At 38.9% G+C, this 16,697-nt stretch carries 20 protein-coding genes; 18 read left to right on the top strand and 2 right to left on the bottom strand.

Annotated elements, in window-relative coordinates:
* The first annotated feature begins 18 nt into the window (after positions 1-18).
* The 14 genes from EHS13_RS13650 to EHS13_RS13705 all read left to right on the top strand — a co-directional run bounded on the left by EHS13_RS13650 (position 19) and on the right by EHS13_RS13705 (position 12,699).
* Positions 19-366 carry a hypothetical protein gene (locus EHS13_RS13650; RefSeq protein ID WP_155700871.1) on the top strand — a complete coding sequence of 116 codons (348 nt, stop codon included), beginning with the start codon at positions 19-21 and terminating at the stop codon, positions 364-366.
* A complete protein-coding gene (locus EHS13_RS13655) occupies positions 367-1,377 on the top strand; it encodes a hypothetical protein (RefSeq protein ID WP_155700872.1) in 1,011 nt (336 codons plus the stop codon).
* Positions 1,374-2,543, top strand: coding sequence for a metallophosphoesterase family protein (locus EHS13_RS13660; protein WP_155700873.1), 1,170 nt, complete (start codon positions 1,374-1,376; stop codon positions 2,541-2,543). Before EHS13_RS13655 ends, EHS13_RS13660 begins: the two co-directional genes overlap by 4 nt.
* Positions 2,540-2,821 carry a hypothetical protein gene (locus tag EHS13_RS13665; protein ID WP_155700874.1) on the top strand — a complete coding sequence of 94 codons (282 nt, stop codon included), beginning with the start codon at positions 2,540-2,542 and terminating at the stop codon, positions 2,819-2,821. The genes EHS13_RS13660 and EHS13_RS13665 overlap by 4 nt, the downstream gene beginning before the upstream one ends.
* Positions 2,802-5,348, top strand: a complete 2,547-nt coding sequence (locus EHS13_RS13670; protein WP_155700875.1) for an AAA family ATPase — start codon at positions 2,802-2,804, stop codon at positions 5,346-5,348. The genes EHS13_RS13665 and EHS13_RS13670 overlap by 20 nt, the downstream gene beginning before the upstream one ends.
* A complete protein-coding gene (locus tag EHS13_RS36750; RefSeq protein ID WP_227013930.1) occupies positions 5,345-5,530 on the top strand; it encodes a hypothetical protein in 186 nt (61 codons plus the stop codon). Before EHS13_RS13670 ends, EHS13_RS36750 begins: the two co-directional genes overlap by 4 nt.
* A gap of 227 nt (positions 5,531-5,757) precedes the next feature.
* The gene (locus tag EHS13_RS36400; RefSeq protein WP_193571500.1) at positions 5,758-5,910 is read left to right on the top strand and encodes a DUF6906 family protein; all 153 of its coding nucleotides are present in this window, start codon (positions 5,758-5,760) and stop codon (positions 5,908-5,910) included.
* A gap of 43 nt (positions 5,911-5,953) precedes the next feature.
* Positions 5,954-6,952, top strand: coding sequence for a helix-turn-helix domain-containing protein (locus EHS13_RS13675; protein WP_155700876.1), 999 nt, complete (start codon positions 5,954-5,956; stop codon positions 6,950-6,952).
* Complete coding sequence (locus tag EHS13_RS13680) at positions 6,921-7,304, top strand: replicative helicase loader/inhibitor (protein WP_162463102.1); 384 nt, start codon at positions 6,921-6,923, stop codon at positions 7,302-7,304. Before EHS13_RS13675 ends, EHS13_RS13680 begins: the two co-directional genes overlap by 32 nt.
* Positions 7,240-8,682 carry a replicative DNA helicase gene (gene dnaB, locus EHS13_RS13685; RefSeq protein WP_405083561.1) on the top strand — a complete coding sequence of 481 codons (1,443 nt, stop codon included), beginning with the start codon at positions 7,240-7,242 and terminating at the stop codon, positions 8,680-8,682. Before EHS13_RS13680 ends, dnaB begins: the two co-directional genes overlap by 65 nt.
* Positions 8,683-8,695: 13 nt before the next feature.
* Positions 8,696-9,250 carry a crossover junction endodeoxyribonuclease RuvC gene (locus EHS13_RS13690; RefSeq protein ID WP_155700878.1) on the top strand — a complete coding sequence of 185 codons (555 nt, stop codon included), beginning with the start codon at positions 8,696-8,698 and terminating at the stop codon, positions 9,248-9,250.
* Positions 9,251-9,255: 5 nt separating this feature from the next.
* Positions 9,256-10,206, top strand: a complete 951-nt coding sequence (locus EHS13_RS13695) for a 2-methylcitrate dehydratase (RefSeq protein WP_155700879.1) — start codon at positions 9,256-9,258, stop codon at positions 10,204-10,206.
* 293 nt (positions 10,207-10,499) lie between these two features.
* Positions 10,500-11,300: a DNA adenine methylase gene (locus tag EHS13_RS13700; RefSeq protein WP_155700880.1), complete on the top strand. Its 801-nt coding sequence runs from the start codon at positions 10,500-10,502 to the stop codon at positions 11,298-11,300.
* Between the two features lie 757 nt (positions 11,301-12,057).
* Positions 12,058-12,699, top strand: a complete 642-nt coding sequence (locus tag EHS13_RS13705) for a DUF1492 domain-containing protein (protein WP_155700881.1) — start codon at positions 12,058-12,060, stop codon at positions 12,697-12,699.
* Positions 12,700-13,043: 344 nt separating this feature from the next.
* Here EHS13_RS13705 and EHS13_RS13710 read toward each other — a convergent pair whose 3' ends face one another.
* Positions 13,044-13,244 (bottom strand): hypothetical protein, encoded by a 201-nt coding sequence (locus EHS13_RS13710; protein ID WP_155700882.1) that lies wholly within the window; start codon positions 13,242-13,244, stop codon positions 13,044-13,046.
* Between the two features lie 78 nt (positions 13,245-13,322).
* On the bottom strand, positions 13,323-13,523 hold the full coding sequence (locus EHS13_RS13715; protein ID WP_155700883.1) for a hypothetical protein: 201 nt from the start codon (positions 13,521-13,523) through the stop codon (positions 13,323-13,325).
* 161 nt (positions 13,524-13,684) lie between these two features.
* Here EHS13_RS13715 and EHS13_RS13720 point away from each other — a divergent pair, with 161 nt between their 5' ends.
* The 4 genes from EHS13_RS13720 to EHS13_RS13735 all read left to right on the top strand — a co-directional run bounded on the left by EHS13_RS13720 (position 13,685) and on the right by EHS13_RS13735 (position 16,550).
* Positions 13,685-13,873 (top strand): hypothetical protein, encoded by a 189-nt coding sequence (locus EHS13_RS13720; protein ID WP_155700884.1) that lies wholly within the window; start codon positions 13,685-13,687, stop codon positions 13,871-13,873.
* 268 nt (positions 13,874-14,141) lie between these two features.
* Complete coding sequence (locus EHS13_RS13725) at positions 14,142-14,855, top strand: hypothetical protein (RefSeq protein WP_155700885.1); 714 nt, start codon at positions 14,142-14,144, stop codon at positions 14,853-14,855.
* 67 nt (positions 14,856-14,922) lie between these two features.
* Positions 14,923-16,215 carry a DNA modification methylase gene (locus EHS13_RS13730; protein WP_155700886.1) on the top strand — a complete coding sequence of 431 codons (1,293 nt, stop codon included), beginning with the start codon at positions 14,923-14,925 and terminating at the stop codon, positions 16,213-16,215.
* Between the two features lie 68 nt (positions 16,216-16,283).
* A complete protein-coding gene (locus EHS13_RS13735) occupies positions 16,284-16,550 on the top strand; it encodes a hypothetical protein (protein WP_155700887.1) in 267 nt (88 codons plus the stop codon).
* Positions 16,551-16,697: the final 147 nt, after the last annotated feature.

The following is a 16,697-nucleotide window of genomic DNA, read 5'->3' on the forward strand; positions in this document are numbered from 1 at the left end:
TAATATGGAGGGATTCACTTGAATAAACAGGATATTGTCGATCGTTTACTAGCATTACCAACTGAAATTATAGCTGCAGAATTGGACCTTATTAATCTACAAAATAATCTATTTGAAGCTCAGCATACGCTACAACAATTAAAAGATGGTTTGTATATCGGTGTTTGGGAAGATCAAGGTAAAAAGATTGATGGAAAGAATGCTGAGATTCGCGAGGCACAAATGCGCCAGTATACGACTATCGAGCAGAATTCCGTTAATAAAGCAGCTGAATTGGTGAATCGTCAACGTTATGGAGTTACATGTCTTCAAAATGAATTGATTGCTTTAAGAGCAGTCGTTGATTTGCTTAAGGGGGCTGCTTAAATGAATGAGACTACTCTTGTGCAACATCAAGAAAATAACAGCGGTTCGATTGTTGAATTGGACTTTGGTAGTGCTGCGGATTTAAGGAAAAAGCTTGTCGATATGAAACAAAAGCTTAATCTCACGAAAGAATTCTTTCGTGAGGTTATGCAAGAAGGTTTGGATTATGGAATTATTCCGGGAACGGACAAGCCTTCTCTTTGGAAACCAGGTGCAGAAGGATTACTAGAGTTTTATAACTATGCTCCGACTATTGCTAACAAAACTGAAGAAAAGAATCTTGAAACGGGCTATTACTCTGTTGATATCACAATTCGCTTGATTCACCGCTCTACAGGAGTTGTCATTGGAGAGGGTGTAGGCTGTGCTAATACTTTTGAAAGTCGGTACCGCTGGCGCTGGCTTTATGAGAAAGATATTCCGAAAGGAATACACAAGGAGGACCTTTTTGTAAAAGAATTTAAAGGAACTGGTGGTTCGAAATACTATAAATACCGCATGGATAACGATGATATGTTTTCCATTTGGAATACAGTACTGAAAATGGCAAAGAAGCGTGCGCTTGTTGATGCAACATTAGCTGCTACTCGCTCTAGTGGTATCTTCACTCAAACAGAAGAAGAGCTTGAGGCTTATCTTCATGGAGATGATCCAGAGGGTGGGGATGGAGAAAGTGGTGGAAAAGCGGCAGCTGCCAAAAATACGGCAGTACCTAGTGCAACTACTATAACATCATCTACAACAATTAAACCAGTTACTCCTTTAAATAAAAATAGAGTTTTAGCTTTAATGAAAACAGCAGTACTTGATTGGAACGGTCTTGCCGCACAGGCTACCGAAGCTCTAGGCAGACCCATTAAGAAAGTAATGGATGATTTGAAGAGTGATGCAGATTGGATTGCAGTGGGCCAGCATTTAGATTTGTTAATTGAGAGCCGAGCAGCGTTTGCAGAAAACAAGGACGAGCTTGATTTCGATAATCTCCCACCTGAATTAAGAGGTGAGCAATGAAAATAGCGCATATTGCAGATTGTCACTATGGACTAGGTTATCCTGGTCCGAATCACTTTTCTAGATTTGAAGATATCATTGCTTCTATGAATTATGCTGCAGATCGGATTATTGAAGAAGGTTGTAAATTAGTTCTGTTCGCGGGAGACGCATTCAAGGATGCTCGAGTGTTTCTGGACCGTGCCAGTTTAGAAATCACTGAGTTTGTTTCTTGGTTACGAAAGTTATCTAAAGCAGGGATTGATGTTGTTGTTATAAGTGGTACCCCTTCACATGATGCGATTAGTGCCTATTTTCTCATTCAACAAATGAATATTCCGCGTATCCATGTTTTCACCGATCCAGGTCATATGATCTTACATGATATTAATATATCCTGTTTACCGGGTATGAATCGCAGCAATATAGCTGCAAATGATGAAATTCGCGGTTTACCAGCTCACGAGATTCACCAAATTATGACGGACCGGATAACGGAACAATGCAAAGAGCTCCGGTCCAAGTGTGATGCGATGTACCCAACTATTTTAATGTCGCATCTAACATTTGATTTAGCTGATACCGGATTTGAAGATGCTCTGTTGCAAAACGAACCTATTTTATTGCAAGAAGCTACTGAGTTATTTGATCTCGTAGCACTCGGGCACATTCACCGGCCACAGAAAGCTGGACTTAATGTTTATTACAGTGGTGCACCTGAAAGACATAACTTTGGTGATGAGAAAACGGCAACTGGTTTCTGGATTCACGAAATACATCCTGCTGAATGGGTTCACACATATGTAGTAAACCCCAAGTCTCGTAAGTTCAAAACACTTCGATGGTGTGATATGGATATCCAAGCCTGGCTTGATGGTGAATTGGATACCTTTGATGGAGTTAATTCTTCAATTGTTCGTGTACATTACTCCTGCAGCGAGGAATTACAAAAGCTGTTTGATCGTCAAACTTTAGAAAAAGCGTTGTATAGTGCTAGAGCTTATTTCGTTTACGAGATTAAAGCAGATATCGAACGGACCGACCGAGCACGTGATGTAGAAGTTACGGAGGCTTTAGGTCCTCTCACAGCTCTGCAGAAATGGGCAACAAATCAAGGGATTGAAACTCCGGAGATTATTATGCTACAGAGTATGACATCAACGCTGCTTGAGGGGGTGGCCCCATGAGTGTAATTTTATCAATGCCCCAATTACAAATCATTGAAGATGAGCTGAGATGTGATTTAGATAATACCGGAATCATTAAATTACGGTCTATAGTTACTTCACACCAAAATCTCTTTGATGCAAATGCAAGCTTATCGTTTGAAAATATCAGATTACGGAATATTGAAATTGCATTAAATGATTTACCACCATTAAAAACGCAAAGTGAAATTCTAGATTGGCTTGAATCAACTACAGGTTTTAAGCGGGAGGGCTTTGATGATACCAATCAGCATTGAACTTGTTAATTTCCGTGCTATACCTTATGCCTTGATAGATTTAAGCAGCGTTACGATTGCTGCGATATGTGGCCGCAACGGAGCCGGAAAGAGCTCAGCCTTCACACTTGCTCCGATTTTTTCTCTTTTTGGAGATAAGATAAAGGGAATAAGCATGGATGACCTTGTTCGTAAAGGTACCCAAGAAATGGCAGTTACGTTTACTTTCGAACATCAAGACAGTATTTATCGAACCATTCGTACTCGGTCCATAAAGGGTAATGGTAAAAGCACGCTTGAACTTCAGCAAAAGGTAAATGAACAATGGGAGAGTAGGTCGGCCGAGAAGATTAAGGATACAGAGGATATTATCCGGAACTTACTTAATCTCGATGCTGAAACCTTTACTGCTTCAAGCATGATTCTTCAAGGTAAAGCAAATGAGTTTACCGCTCAGACTGCCGGCAAACGTAAAGAGATTCTGCAGCAAGTGCTCGGCTTAAATATCTACGATCAATTGTTAGAAAGTGCGAGACATAAATCCGCTACTTTAAATATAGAAATTGAAAGGGCTAAATCGAAGCTTACTGATTTAAATGAAACATTGGCAGTCAAAGAAGAAAAGGATGAGCTGCTTGCTGAACACAAGCAGCAGCTCGCAGAGACAAGTGAAAACTTGAATAAATATGAAGCGGATTTAAAGTTACTGCAGATAGAAGTGATAGAGCTACAAGCAAAATCAACTAAAGCAGCGGAGCTTGCTAAACAATCCTTTGTACTATTCGAAGAAATAACCCTATTAGGTTCTGAACGTTCAGGTCTTGTTGCCAAGCTAGATCGAGCAGAGAAAATCCTCCAGTATGAAACACAAATTATTGAAAAATCAAAAGAAGCTCTTGTGGTTCAAGAAAAAATAACCATTCTACAAACGAAGGCGCCGCGCTCTCAAGAAATACAAGCAGAGCAAGTTCGTATTCAAGCTGAAATTACTAAAATTGAAACGGATTCTATTCCTATTGTTGGACAGATTGCCTCGCTAACAAAGTTAATTGCGAATAAATCTATTCTTGATGTTGCAGCTGCAGAATTTGTCGAATCTATTTCCAGTCTAGAAAAGTTGGATAAACTGCAGATGTTGGATCAGGAGAAGCACTCTTCCTTATTAGTGGCACAAGAGTTATCTAGTAGTACACGACTTCAATTTGAAAATAAAAAGAAGGCACTTGATGAACGGATTAGAGTATTAACCGGCAAGACAGTCATGCTTGCTGATTCCAATTGTATTGACGTGACGATAGCAGCTTGCCATTTTCTTTCGGATGCTCAAAAAGCAAAGGCAGAACTTATTCTTGCTAATGACGAGGTAGCTAAACTTGATCCCATCGAATGCAATATTTTAGAGAATGCATATGAACTATTGTTAAATGAACGTAAGGCTCTTGACTACGATCAAATGGTTCATTTGAAGCTAAAGGAACGCGTTAATCAGCTTCGTCCTCTATCTGAACAAGCAGGTCAATTGGATGCTAAGGTGGAGCTTTTAACAAACCTTGAGGCACAAATGAAGAGGTTTGAAGAATCCAAGCTAGCTGCAGAGGTTCGATTGCATAATCTCAATGAGGAAAGTGGAGCCTTGCTATTGGAGCTCGTTGAGCTGCCTGATCTTCAACAAAAGTTAGTCAAGATTATGGAATGGGCTGTTTTAAAAGATCAGCTTGCTACCTCTATTGAAATAAGAGGATCAGCGACTGAACGTATTGCAGCCATTGATCTGGAAGTTACCAATAAAACAAATCGTCGAAATGGGTATGATGTTGATACTTCTTTGCTTGTTTTAGAGACTATCGAATTTGAAGCGAAGAAGCAAATGGTACCTGTTTATGAGCAGCAGATAAAAGCTGCTCGAGAGCAGCAGGGAATTCTTCAGGTTCGTATCGGTGGATTACAAACAGAGCTTAAAGCATTTGAAGATGCTGAAGCTGAGCGAAAACGCATTACTACTTACATGGAACCTCTAGTGAAGGAATGGACTAGGTACCAGACATTAATTAAAGCATTTGGCAAAGATGGTATCCCAGCTTTAATTATTGAAAATGCGGTGCCGGCACTTGAGAAGATTGCTAACGAGATTCTTGGGAAAATGAGTAAGGGCAAACATTCACTTCGATTTGAGACGCAGCGAGAACTTAAATCTAAGGATGGCATTGCTGAGACGCTGGATATTATGATAGGCGATTGGTCCGGAGAACGGCCCTACGAGACGTTTTCTGGTGGGGAGCAGTTACGTATCGACTTTGCAATTAGGTTCGCTCTTGCTGAATTACTCGCTTGCAGAGCTGGCTCTAAAGTGGAGTGGTTAACGATTGATGAAGGGCTGGGCTCGCAAGATGGTGAGCACCGTGCGTTAGTTTTAGAATCTATCAAAGCAGTAGCCGATCGCTTTAAGAAGGTGTTAGTTATCACACATATAGAAGAAGCGCAGTCTGTATTTGATCAACGGATTTACTTTGAAAACTCAGATGCTGGCATAAATATTCAAGTGGCATGAGTGAAAAGAGATTACTTCAATCCATGATTGGTGATCGAATTTGGAGGCTAAGAGATACAAATCAGGCAGAATTTATTAATGAGGTAAGAAGGTACTTTGCATTAGGTCTGCCTGGTTACAAGGTGGTTCGTGCAAAGTACCCAATTATTTATCTTAAAAAGGAAAATAGTGATTTGATTTAATTGTTGGGGTGTTGGCAAATGAAAGCTGTTCAACTTGATATGTTTGATACTCAAAAGGTTATTCCAATAGTTATTACCGGTACCCCTCGTCTAAATGGTTTCTATTACGAGAGGGGAACTAACAGGTTTGTTTCATTCGTATTAGGAAATCGTCACTATGAGGAACCAGTCAAGGGCTGCAGATATCCTGGAGAGTGGCAAGAGATGTTGAAGAAGGAGAGAGCGATATGAAGCACGGCCTTAATCCGACAAGGCGCCAAAAGATAGCAATTGAGAAAGCAAAGCTTAATTATAATAACTGGCTTATCGTCAAAAATGTGAACAAGCAGCTTCATATTCAACATCGTCAGACAGGATCGAATAAAGTAATAGCTATTTAAGATTCTCAATTACTTCGAAAAGGCAAGGAGGCGCGGACTATGCATGCAGCAAAATCACATAATACCAGTCTCTAACGGCCTTTTCGAACATCGTGAGCGGATAGGCCCAGCAATTTGGGAGTTTCTTTGGTGCATTGACCGCATTTCTAGTGAGGAAATCGATGAGCAAGGAAAGTGCTGGGGACTCATACTAGGCGGAATACCCATTAAACATGAGCTGATTGCTAAGGAATTAAACTCGAGTGAAAGAACGGTTAGGCGCAATATGGATCGCCTAAAGGAAGAGAATTATGTCGTCTCTATTCGTACAGCTCGAGGAGAAATAATAAAAGTTCGTAATAATATTAAGCATTTTAATGACAAAAGTGGCCGCTCACTGCAAAGTGATAGGCCAAATATGGCCGGTCACAGTGAAAGTGATAGGCCAGATATGGCCGGTCATAGTGAGAGTGATAGGCCAAATATGGCCGGTCATAGCGTGGAAAGTGACAAAAGTGGCCACTCATACGAAAGTGATAGGCCAAATGTGGCCGCTCTAAAAGACTTTAAAGATTTAAAAGATCTTAATACTACTATTACTACTATTACTGATTCAGCTTCAATCGAAAAAATGAAATTAAAAAAACTAGAATATGAGAAGCTCCTCGTGATTGATGCTTTTTGTGAGTTGCATAAAAAATTAGATTTTCATGTTCGAGTCAAGGAAAGAGAGATCATGGGTAAGATGATCGCCGGGGGTGTGCTATCACCCTTTATCATCCGGACTATGTTAAAGCTCTATGACGATAAGCGTAGAAGGGAAGAGGAAGAAGGTTTAGTATTTTCACCTCCTAGCACTTTCAAATACTACGAGAACGCCATTTACGAAGCCTGGAGAAGTGAGAAAACCATAACCTCTGATGTGCCGTCATCGTTGGTAGCCTTTGGTTCACCTACCCAGCCTCTTTTCCGAAGCAAGCAGCAAAGACAATTAGACGATTTAGATAAAATCATCGAGGAGGAAAAGCGGCGTGAACAAAGCGGAAGTAGCCGAGTTACTTAAGCCAATCAAGCGTAATTATCCAAATTTCGACGCAAGTATTGAAGTTGTTGAACATTATCACAAGTACTTGCAAGACTTCCCGTTTGAGCTCGCTCAATACAATGTGGATCAGCACATCATGACGGAAAAATACGCACCTACAGTGGCTCATATTCGCGGACAGTTAGCAGAGCAAACCCAGCACGAACAACTGCGGGAAGAAGCAATTAACATGACTGCACAAATCGAAGAGTGGAAATTAACTGCGGTACCTATGCCGAGTCATGTGAAGGAGGCTTTGAAGAATCTTGACAAAAAATTTAGAGAAGCATTCGATGATGGACATGTCGGAAGAAATACCATTACCGAGTAGCATTGAATCTGAACAAGCTATTCTTGGAGCCATTCTCATTGATCCCAGGGCGCCAGAAGCTTTTGATTTCGTAAGTGACAGCATGAGAGGTGATGAGTTCTTTCTGGTCAAACACAAAACCATCTACGATGCCATGTGTGAACTAAGGGAACTCAATGAGCCAGTTGATTTTATAACCTTAACGGCTAGGCTGCAGGATAAAAACCAGTTAGATATTATCGGAAGTGTTAGTTATTTGGCTGAGCTAGCAAATTCTACACCAACAGCTGCTAATGTGATGTTTTATGTGAAAAATGTGAAAGACAAAGCCGATCAACGATTCTTTATTATCCAAGCTAGAGTAAATTTGCGTAAAGCCGAGCGAGCTGATGGTACCGCGGAAGCTATAGCGGATATGCAAAATTTAACGCAAAGAATAGCAGATCGATCGGTGAAGAAAGTGGAGTTTACACCTATCTATACGGCTTTGGTAGACTGCTTTTCGACCATGGAGAAGCAATATTACACAAAAGCAGTGAATGGAATAACTGGTCTACCTTCAGGTTATACCGATTTAGATAAAATGACTGCGGGTTTTCAAAAGTCAGATTTAATCATCGTTGGCGCGCGTCCTTCAGTTGGTAAGACTGCATTTGCATTAAATATTGCTCAAAATATTGGTATTAAAACGGCGGAAACAGTTGCTATATTCAGTCTAGAGATGGGAATCCAGCAGCTTATTATGCGGATGATATGCGCGGAAGCTAATGTTGATGCAAATAAGATTCGAACAGGGTTACTTGAGCCGAATGACTGGGAAAAAATAACGGTAGGTATTAGTGCTTTGTCTCATGCAAATATCTATATTGATGATTCTCCAGCTCTCACTGTAAATGAAATTCGTGCTAAATGCCGGCGTTTAAAGAAAGAAAAAGGTCTTGGTTTGATTCTCATCGATTACCTCCAGCTCATTGCAGGTAACGGTAAACTTGAAAATCGCCAACAAGAGATTTCGTATATCTCCCGTACTTTAAAGCAAATCGCTCGAGAGCTCGAGGTACCGGTTATCGCACTTTCTCAGCTAAGTCGAGGCGTAGAGCAGCGACAGGATAAACGACCGATGATGTCGGACCTACGCGAGTCCGGATCCATTGAACAAGATGCTGACATTGTAGCCTTTCTATACCGGGATGATTATTACAACAAGGAATCCGAAAAACAAGGAATCATTGAAATTATCATCGCTAAGCAGCGTAATGGTCCTGTAGGTTCTGTTGAGCTCGCTTTCCTTAAAAATTATAACAAGTTTGTAAACTTGGATCGGACACATGTTGAGCAAACAAAACCGCCTAATTCGACAAATTACGACAAAAATAATTATAAGAAAAGATGGGGATAGGGGGCAAGATTGCATGAGCCGTTATGTAGGTATTGATCCTTCAACAAAGACGGGGTTAGTCGTCCTGGACGAAGCAGGGGAGATTTGGGAAGCCATCGAGATTGATACTGGCCTGAATGGTCAAAGCCCAACTTCAAAGGAAATGAAACGACTTGTTGTCAGAATCATTTCATATGTCATACCAGGCGATGAAGTTGCCATTGAGGGGTTTGGCTTTTCGTCACAATCCGGTTTCTTGCTGGGCGGTATAGGTTGGCTGCTGCGGGTTGCTCTTGATGATATAGGTGTGAGGTATAAAGACATCGCTCCTTCACAATTGAAAAAGTTTACGGGTGAAGGTGGGAATGCTGCAAAAGAGGCTGTTGCTGTTGGGGTTTATAAACGATGGGGATTTCAAAGTAAAAGTAATAATATAACCGACGCTTTTGTACTTGCTCAGATTGTCAGAGCTATTCATGAGCCGGTCCATTTAATCGCCTTGCAGAAAGAAGTCATTAAGCAAATTCAAACTCCAATTGCAGCTAAAATAAAAGGTAAAACAAAAACCAATAGACGAAAGGCAGTGTGATTGTAATGAGTTATATCCGTATTAATCCGATAATCAAGAAAGTGAATATGAAGCCTAAAGGTGTTGTGGAAATAGTCCTAGAGACGACAGTTAGTCAGCTGCGTGGCAGCATGGATGCTCTTGGCAATATGATTGATGATAAAGCGGAAGTTACACTTGATTCACTTGTGGTCAATTACAACGTGGAAATTAATGCAAAGACTGAAAAACCTATCAAGCATTATAAGGTAGGTGAAGATGGGGTAGTTACTGAGGTTATTCCAGAAGGTGAGCAGCTCGAAGCAGACTTAGGTATTCCAAAGGATAAACAACCGGTTATTGAAGTTCCAGAAGAAATCGACCGAAAAATTGTGGATGAGTTCATACTCAATCTAATGGCGCCGCCTTACGAGGATTTACCTTATCCTTTCTTCACATTTGCAGAACGATTAAAAGATGGTGAATCGTATGATCGAATTTCCTCAGATTATGGCATAACAGCTGCAGAGATGATTCGGATATTGGATGAGTACCGGGCACGAATAGCACCTTTAGCTAATAAGTGGTTTGAGTGGAAAGAGAGCCAAGTTCCAGGAACTGTGATTGATAATAAGGAATCAGTTACAGAATCAGATGAACCCGATACTGAAATTGTTGAAAGTGATCAAATAGAATTGGATAAAGGATCTGTGGGAGAAGGGACACTTCTTAATGAAGAAGTTAGCTTTAATCAAGAGGAAGGTGAGAAAGAGTTAGTCGAGCCGGCTGCAGAGGATATTGAATCATTTATTCTAGAGAAAAAGCCAGTATTTGAAGACATTCCTTTCGACTTCCCATCGTTGCTTGCAATTAAGAAGTCAGGTAAGTCTTGGATGGAAATAGCTACTTCAATTAATGAATCTTCTGGTAAGCTTGGCACTGCGTATACAAAATACAAAAAGAAGGTCAAAGACATCATGATGGGTGGAGCAGCTTAGGCTGTTCCTTTCCAATATAGCTTTAAGACTGAGTTGCATAAATGAAAAATACGATTACTGAAATCATGATTATTGTAATTATTACACTGATAAATGCAAAGAGCCACTTTTTTTTATGAAGAGAACAATTGAGGAGATAGTTAAAACAATAATCATTATTGGTAAAGCAAACGCAAGAAAAACGAACCATTTTGGAAAGAAAATGTGCACTAAGTTATCATCTCCTATAGAGCTGTACTAACTATTTTTATATTAAATTAATCTTAAATTTGAACTTATAGGTTGGTGTATTAATGGCAATACCGCGTATATTGCATTACCCAGGAAGCAAGTGGAGTATAGCTGATTGGATCATATCACATATGCCACCACACAAAGTTTACTTGGAGCCTTATTTCGGCAGCGGGGCTGTTCTTTTTAATAAGGCCCCGTCAACAATAGAAACTATTAATGATATTGATGGAGAGATTGTTAATCTTTTTACTGTGATACGAAATTATCCAGAAGAAATTGCAAGATTAATACAACTTACTCCGTATGCACGTGATGAATACAACGCAGCACATGATATTTCGGATGATGAATTAGAGCGTGCAAGGCGTTTTTTAGTTCGTTGTTGGCAAGCAATTCGACCAAAGACAAATTCGAAATCTGGATGGCGCTGCAGATCGACTATACGTGATGCGTTTCATGTTAAACAATGGTGTTCATTACCTGATCGTTTTGGTTTGGTAGCTGAGAGGTTGAAACAGGTACAAATTGAAAATGTTCCAGCAGAGGAATTATTGCCTAGGTATCGTGATGCAGAAGTATTAATTTTTGCAGACCCACCGTACGTTCTGAGTACGAGATACGATAAAATTTATAAAAATGAGATGTCCAATGACCAACACATTAATTTATTAAATTTATTAAATGAACATCCAGGGCCGGTGTTGTTAACAGGATACGAAAATCAACTATACGATGATCGGTTGAAACATTGGACTAGACGAGAAATTGCTGGGAAACCAGTTATGGGCCAACCTCGCACTGAGGTTTTATGGATTAATCCAGTGGCTATATCGAAGATCGGGCTGCAATTGATGTTTTAATATTCTCTTAAATAAATATTGATCGGGCTATTAAATAAATTATAAAAACAATGATAATTGAAACTACAGTTCTTACAACTATTGTGCCAATTTTCTCAGTTTTGGTTAATACATTTCCCCATTTAGTTGGTTCTGCATTAACATATTGATTACGCAACCAAACAAATGGATAGAAAGATGCTGCGCAAACAATAAATAAAAGTTTATAGATAAAAGTGTGGGACAAGAAAGCAATGATTTGAAACCAATTGAACCAATCATGATTTTGTTTAACTAGAAACATGCAATATCACTCCAAAATATAGTAATAAAAATAGGTGAAAACTTTTAATACCAATAAGATGATAAATACGATTAGGTAATATTGCTTTTGAATGATGGTTCTAAACAGTATATAAAGTGTTAGATAGTAAACAAAAAATATTAGAATAATGTTTATGAGAGAATCTACTGATGAGATTTTATCTGAAACAATATAAAGCAATTGTAATGCTCCAATCGAGTAACTTATGATTAAGGCAGGTTTACGTTTAACAAAACAAAAGGGGATGATTCCTAAAAATAAAAAACTGATCAAAGGTGTTATAGTAGAGTGCATAAAGTGGTACATGAAAATTCTCCCTTTGTTGATTTTAGGATCATTATACAGTAACTAACAAAATATGTAATTAAAAAGAAAACCCTCGCACACTTTCCAGGGCAGCGAGGGGAATGTATATTCCTATTCCGATTATATCACTGTGAGGGGTGAAGGGGAATGGAAATCACACGAATGAATTATGAACAATTGGTAATTGAGCAGCTGCGTGAATATAAACTTATTTCCGGACGGATTAAGATTCTGGAGAAAACCCCGATCGGTTATGGGATGTACTTGGATTCAGATAACAAGGACGATAAACTACAGGATCTCCATCGGAAATTGAAAGGTATGCCTTCGCATATGTATTTGAACAAATCTGAACAGGAGCTGGAATCGATAGCCTTTGCTTATTTAGAAAATTACCCTCTTGGGACTAAAGCTCAAATGAATGAGGTCAAGAGCATTCAAGTGTGGGATTCCGAGGACCGGAAGCAACTTAAAAAATTGCAATCCAAAATAGCAAAAGTTATCGATGCTCGTAATGGACAAACCTACGGAATTAAAGGTGTTGAGCAAAGAATAAGCGAGCTTCAGGATTTACAGCGGAAAATTGAACAGATGGATTTGGCTCTGGATACTGTCGAATGGATTAAGCCTTTGCATGGTAAGTTGCTGAGGATGCGGTATATTGATAAAGCTCCAGTGGATGATATTGCTTATGAACTGAGTATTTCTCGCAAAACTTATGACCGTTGGAGACCAGTTGCAATAGAAGAATATGCAATGCTTAGTGGAATTGCGGAATTGTGTCCGTAAAGAGGGCGTAGCAATGGGGATGATAATCCATTTTTACCGTGATATTATTGTACTATGGAAGAATTGAATAGCTGGGTTGAGGAGCTGCAGAGATGTGGCTCTTTTGTTTTGAACACTCCTTTTCTTATTACATAGTCTCTTGGCCGAGGTTTTGCCGAATATGCTGAGCCTTCCCAGGAACTGTGATCTAAAGAGGTAAGAGGTGAAAGAGAGCGCCAAGTTGTGCGATAAAAACTTCAAATGAAAAAGCCCTCATGGGCTCAAGATCTGACGAGCAGAAGGCATCCGAAACGATCACAGAGTTGCTGCCTGTGATCGTTAAGGGAATTATTAAGTCGATCCAGTCAGTGAACCATTGACATAACCATAAATTCACATCCATCTTTAAAAAAGTAGCCATTCACCATTTTGACGGAATATTGGGTATGTGACATGACTTTTCCGCTTCCTAGCACTTTGCCATCCTGAGTTACTTCAATTTCGCTTTTAAACAAAATAGCTTTGTCGAAATCTAAATCGCTTTTTAAGACTTGTCCTTTTAACATAATTCGCCTCCTAATGGTTGATATATATTAGGACAGGTTGAGAGAGTGTTGAGTTACAAATTATTTGATCATTATGTATTAATGCACCATCGAAAAAACTTTAAATTCGCATGCATCTTTGAAATAGTAAGCATTGGCTGTTTCAATGCAGTGGTGACTTTGGGACAAAATAACCCCACTTTCAATATGTTCACCATCCTGGGTAATAGAAATAACGATTTGAAACAAAATAGCATTCTTGAAGTCGACATCTGTTTTTAAAAGTTGTCCGTGAGACATGGAATCCCCTCCTAATAGGTTGTATTAAGTAGGACAGTGCGAATGAAACCATTGTTACAATAGTGTGATAAATAAATTGTCGTATTTTGACGAACGAATTACATTGCAACAAAAGGGGTAATTTGTAATTATTTAGGTAACATGATGTATTAAGGTTTAGGATGGATGAACTGAAATATTACATCGCTTATAAGGGGAGAAGATTTGGAAATCCAATGACAAAGGAGGCAGCAATAATTGAACTTTTTAAAATGAGTAATGCATTTAATGGTATGAGCATTCATGTATATGATTTTAACGATAAGTTACGTAAAGTGATTGCAAGAAAAAAGCCACCTAACGAACTATGAATTCGCAAGTAGCTTTAATGAATTTACCATTTCCTATAGTAACTGAAAGATCAGTGTGGCTTTCTATTAAACCACCCTGGTCAATTGGTCCAGTTATTTGATAGACTTCAATGTTCAATTGAAACATCATAGCGTTGTCGAAGTCTGCAGTAGTTAGTAACTTAGTTCCGCTTTTGTACATTAATTTCACCCCTAAAACCAAAATTCGACACAAAGAAGGTAAATCCTTCCTATATAGCGAATTATGGTAGTGAATGGGGGACTTTAATTGAAAAACATAAAAATTTTTTTGTATTTAGCTTTGGGAATATTTTTATTTTGGGTGTTATCTTACGTTATTATTTTCTTTGTCATCTGTGATTGGGATAGTAGAGGAACTTTTGGGGATACGTTTGGTGCTATAAACTCTCTTTTCGCTGGCTTAGCTTTCGCCGGAATCATTTATACTATACTTCTTCAAAAAGATGAGCTTACTCTGCAAAGGAAAGATTTGAATTTACAAACTAAAGTTTTACAATTGCAAGTTGATGAGATAGCTAGATCAGCAAATCAGTTGGAAATGCAGCGTAAATTGATGAATTATCAGACAGTACAGACGTCTATAAATAATCTTATTTCAGTTCACCGGAATTCCATAGATGATATTGATATCCTTTTTGAGAATAATACACTTAATGGAAAGAAAGCTTTTCTACCAGTTCATGAAGCCATTGCGAAAAAAACTCTTGATATTTCAGATATTGATGCTCACATGAACAATTGCTTCAATACGTTTTTTTATATATTACAATTTATAAATGGTTCTGACATTGATGATAATCAAAAAAAAGTTCTTGCCCAAATACTTAGTATTCATACTTCAGACTCAGAATTGTTTTTGATATATAAAGCTAATGAAAATGAAAAACAACAAATTCTGTTGTTTGAAAGATATGGATTTTATGAAAGATATACAAAAATACTAATTAAAAACTATAACTAGGCCGCGTAACAGCGTGCCTTTTTTTTATATCGAGAAACACCAATCACAAAATAAAAGGGGAATTACTGTGAGAATTGAAACGGTACAATTATCAAGCATCAAACCAAATGGTTGGAACCCAAATGAAATGGATGATCATATTTATCGGTCGTTAGTGGAAAGTATTCAGACTCATGGTTTGCTCCAGCCTATCTTGATTCGCTCAGATATGACCATTATTAAGGGCGAAAAGCGTTGGAGAGCTGCACAAGAAGCTGGATTAGCTGAGATTACTTGTGTTGTAATAGAATCCAACGATGAAGAGGCAATGCTTCTCACGATAAGCCTGAGCCATCTTCGAGGGCATACAAATGAGGAACTGCTAATCTCATTAATTGGAGAGTTATCCAATCACTTCTCAATTGAAGAGATTTCTTTGCAGACTGGTTATTTACCTGATGAGTTAAATAATCTCTTGGCCGGTTTACCAACTGATTATGAAATTGAACATCCAGTCACTGAGGACAATTTCGATGTACAGAAAGCTTTGGATGATATAAAGGAACCAGAATCAAAGTATGGCGATGTTTGGAAGCTGGGAAGACATATTCTAGTTTGTGGCGATGCTACGAATTTAGCAGATGTTCAACGACTTATGGATGGGGTAAAAGCATCATTAGTTGTAACAGACCCACCATATAATGTAGCAGTGAAAAGTGAATCATCCCGATTAAATGCTGATGGCCGCGGAAAAATTATGAATGATGATATGTCAGAAGAACAATTTAAAGGTTTTCTTGGACCTGTCTTTCAAAACTATGCAGATATCATGAATCCGGATGCTGCCATTTACGTTTTCCATGCTTCTTCCACGCAGCGAGAGTTTGAAGATGCTATGAATGCTGCTGGCATTGTAGTCCGGAGCCAATGTATATGGGTGAAGAATGTATCTTCATTTGGATTTGCTCAATATAAGTATAAGCACGAACCAGTGTTCTATGCTTATCTAAACAAGAAAGTACCTGCCTGGTATGGAGACTTTAAACAAACTACGGTTTGGAAGTCTGGATTGCCAGTGGAGAATCCGGAGCCGGAGACGGTTTGGGAAGTATCGCGCGGTGATGTTACGAAGTACGTTCATCCCACTCAGAAGCCATTGGAGCTCCTAGCCATCCCTATTGGAAACAGCAGTAAGAAAGGTGACGAGGTTGTCGACTTCTTTGGTGGTAGCGGCTCCACCTTATTGACATGTGAACAAATGGACCGTACTTGCAGAACAATGGAGCTTGACCCGATCTTCTGTGATGTTATTAAAAAGCGTTACTTCGAATGGACCGGCATTGAGCCGGTTCTTTTATTTCGTGCTGAACAAGCTGCTTGAAGTCATAGCAGGAATAAAGGATTTTTACAGTTCCCATAGAATATTATGTAAATTGGGGGTGGGAATAATTGAAGGAAAAAGAATTTATACAATGGACTAAATTTCGAAAGCGTGGTTTTTTTGTATTTGTTATACTAGGAACATTATTTTTTGTTCTTGCTACTTTTATTTTAGATGCAATAATAACCCTTTTTGCACATAAATATCTAACTGATAATTTTAGTAGGGTGATTCAACATTTAATTACAGGAATTTTGATTGCAATTGCGATTTGGTTTTATTCTGAGAACAGGTATAAGAAATATTTATCGAATCAAACAGATGGTAAAGACTGACATCGCTTTTGGCGGTGTTTTTTTATTGGGAAAAATAAAAGGAGGACGCTAACAACGCCCTCCTAGCCACCAGGATCACCCCTGGCGAGATCGTGAAACCGTGGCCACGGATGCAAGACACGATCTCAACTCCATTTTAAGGGAAGT

The organism is Paenibacillus psychroresistens (genome assembly GCF_009728935.1).
Lineage (GTDB): Bacteria > Bacillota > Bacilli > Paenibacillales > NBRC-103111 > Paenibacillus_AC > Paenibacillus_AC psychroresistens.

Coding starts and splice junctions, on each gene's coding strand:
- EHS13_RS13700 (WP_155700880.1), top strand. CDS start 10,500: ATGGCAATACCGCGTATATTGCATTACCCAGGAAGCAAGTGGAGTATA.
- EHS13_RS13695 (WP_155700879.1), top strand. CDS start 9,256: ATGAGTTATATCCGTATTAATCCGATAATCAAGAAAGTGAATATGAAG.
- EHS13_RS36400 (WP_193571500.1), top strand. CDS start 5,758: ATGAAGCACGGCCTTAATCCGACAAGGCGCCAAAAGATAGCAATTGAG.
- EHS13_RS13715 (WP_155700883.1), bottom strand. CDS start 13,523: ATGTCTCACGGACAACTTTTAAAAACAGATGTCGACTTCAAGAATGCT.
- EHS13_RS13690 (WP_155700878.1), top strand. CDS start 8,696: ATGAGCCGTTATGTAGGTATTGATCCTTCAACAAAGACGGGGTTAGTC.
- EHS13_RS13705 (WP_155700881.1), top strand. CDS start 12,058: ATGGAAATCACACGAATGAATTATGAACAATTGGTAATTGAGCAGCTG.
- EHS13_RS13675 (WP_155700876.1), top strand. CDS start 5,954: ATGCAGCAAAATCACATAATACCAGTCTCTAACGGCCTTTTCGAACAT.
- EHS13_RS13720 (WP_155700884.1), top strand. CDS start 13,685: ATGGATGAACTGAAATATTACATCGCTTATAAGGGGAGAAGATTTGGA.
- EHS13_RS13670 (WP_155700875.1), top strand. CDS start 2,802: ATGATACCAATCAGCATTGAACTTGTTAATTTCCGTGCTATACCTTAT.
- EHS13_RS36750 (WP_227013930.1), top strand. CDS start 5,345: ATGAGTGAAAAGAGATTACTTCAATCCATGATTGGTGATCGAATTTGG.
- EHS13_RS13710 (WP_155700882.1), bottom strand. CDS start 13,244: ATGTTAAAAGGACAAGTCTTAAAAAGCGATTTAGATTTCGACAAAGCT.
- EHS13_RS13665 (WP_155700874.1), top strand. CDS start 2,540: ATGAGTGTAATTTTATCAATGCCCCAATTACAAATCATTGAAGATGAG.
- EHS13_RS13655 (WP_155700872.1), top strand. CDS start 367: ATGAATGAGACTACTCTTGTGCAACATCAAGAAAATAACAGCGGTTCG.
- EHS13_RS13660 (WP_155700873.1), top strand. CDS start 1,374: ATGAAAATAGCGCATATTGCAGATTGTCACTATGGACTAGGTTATCCT.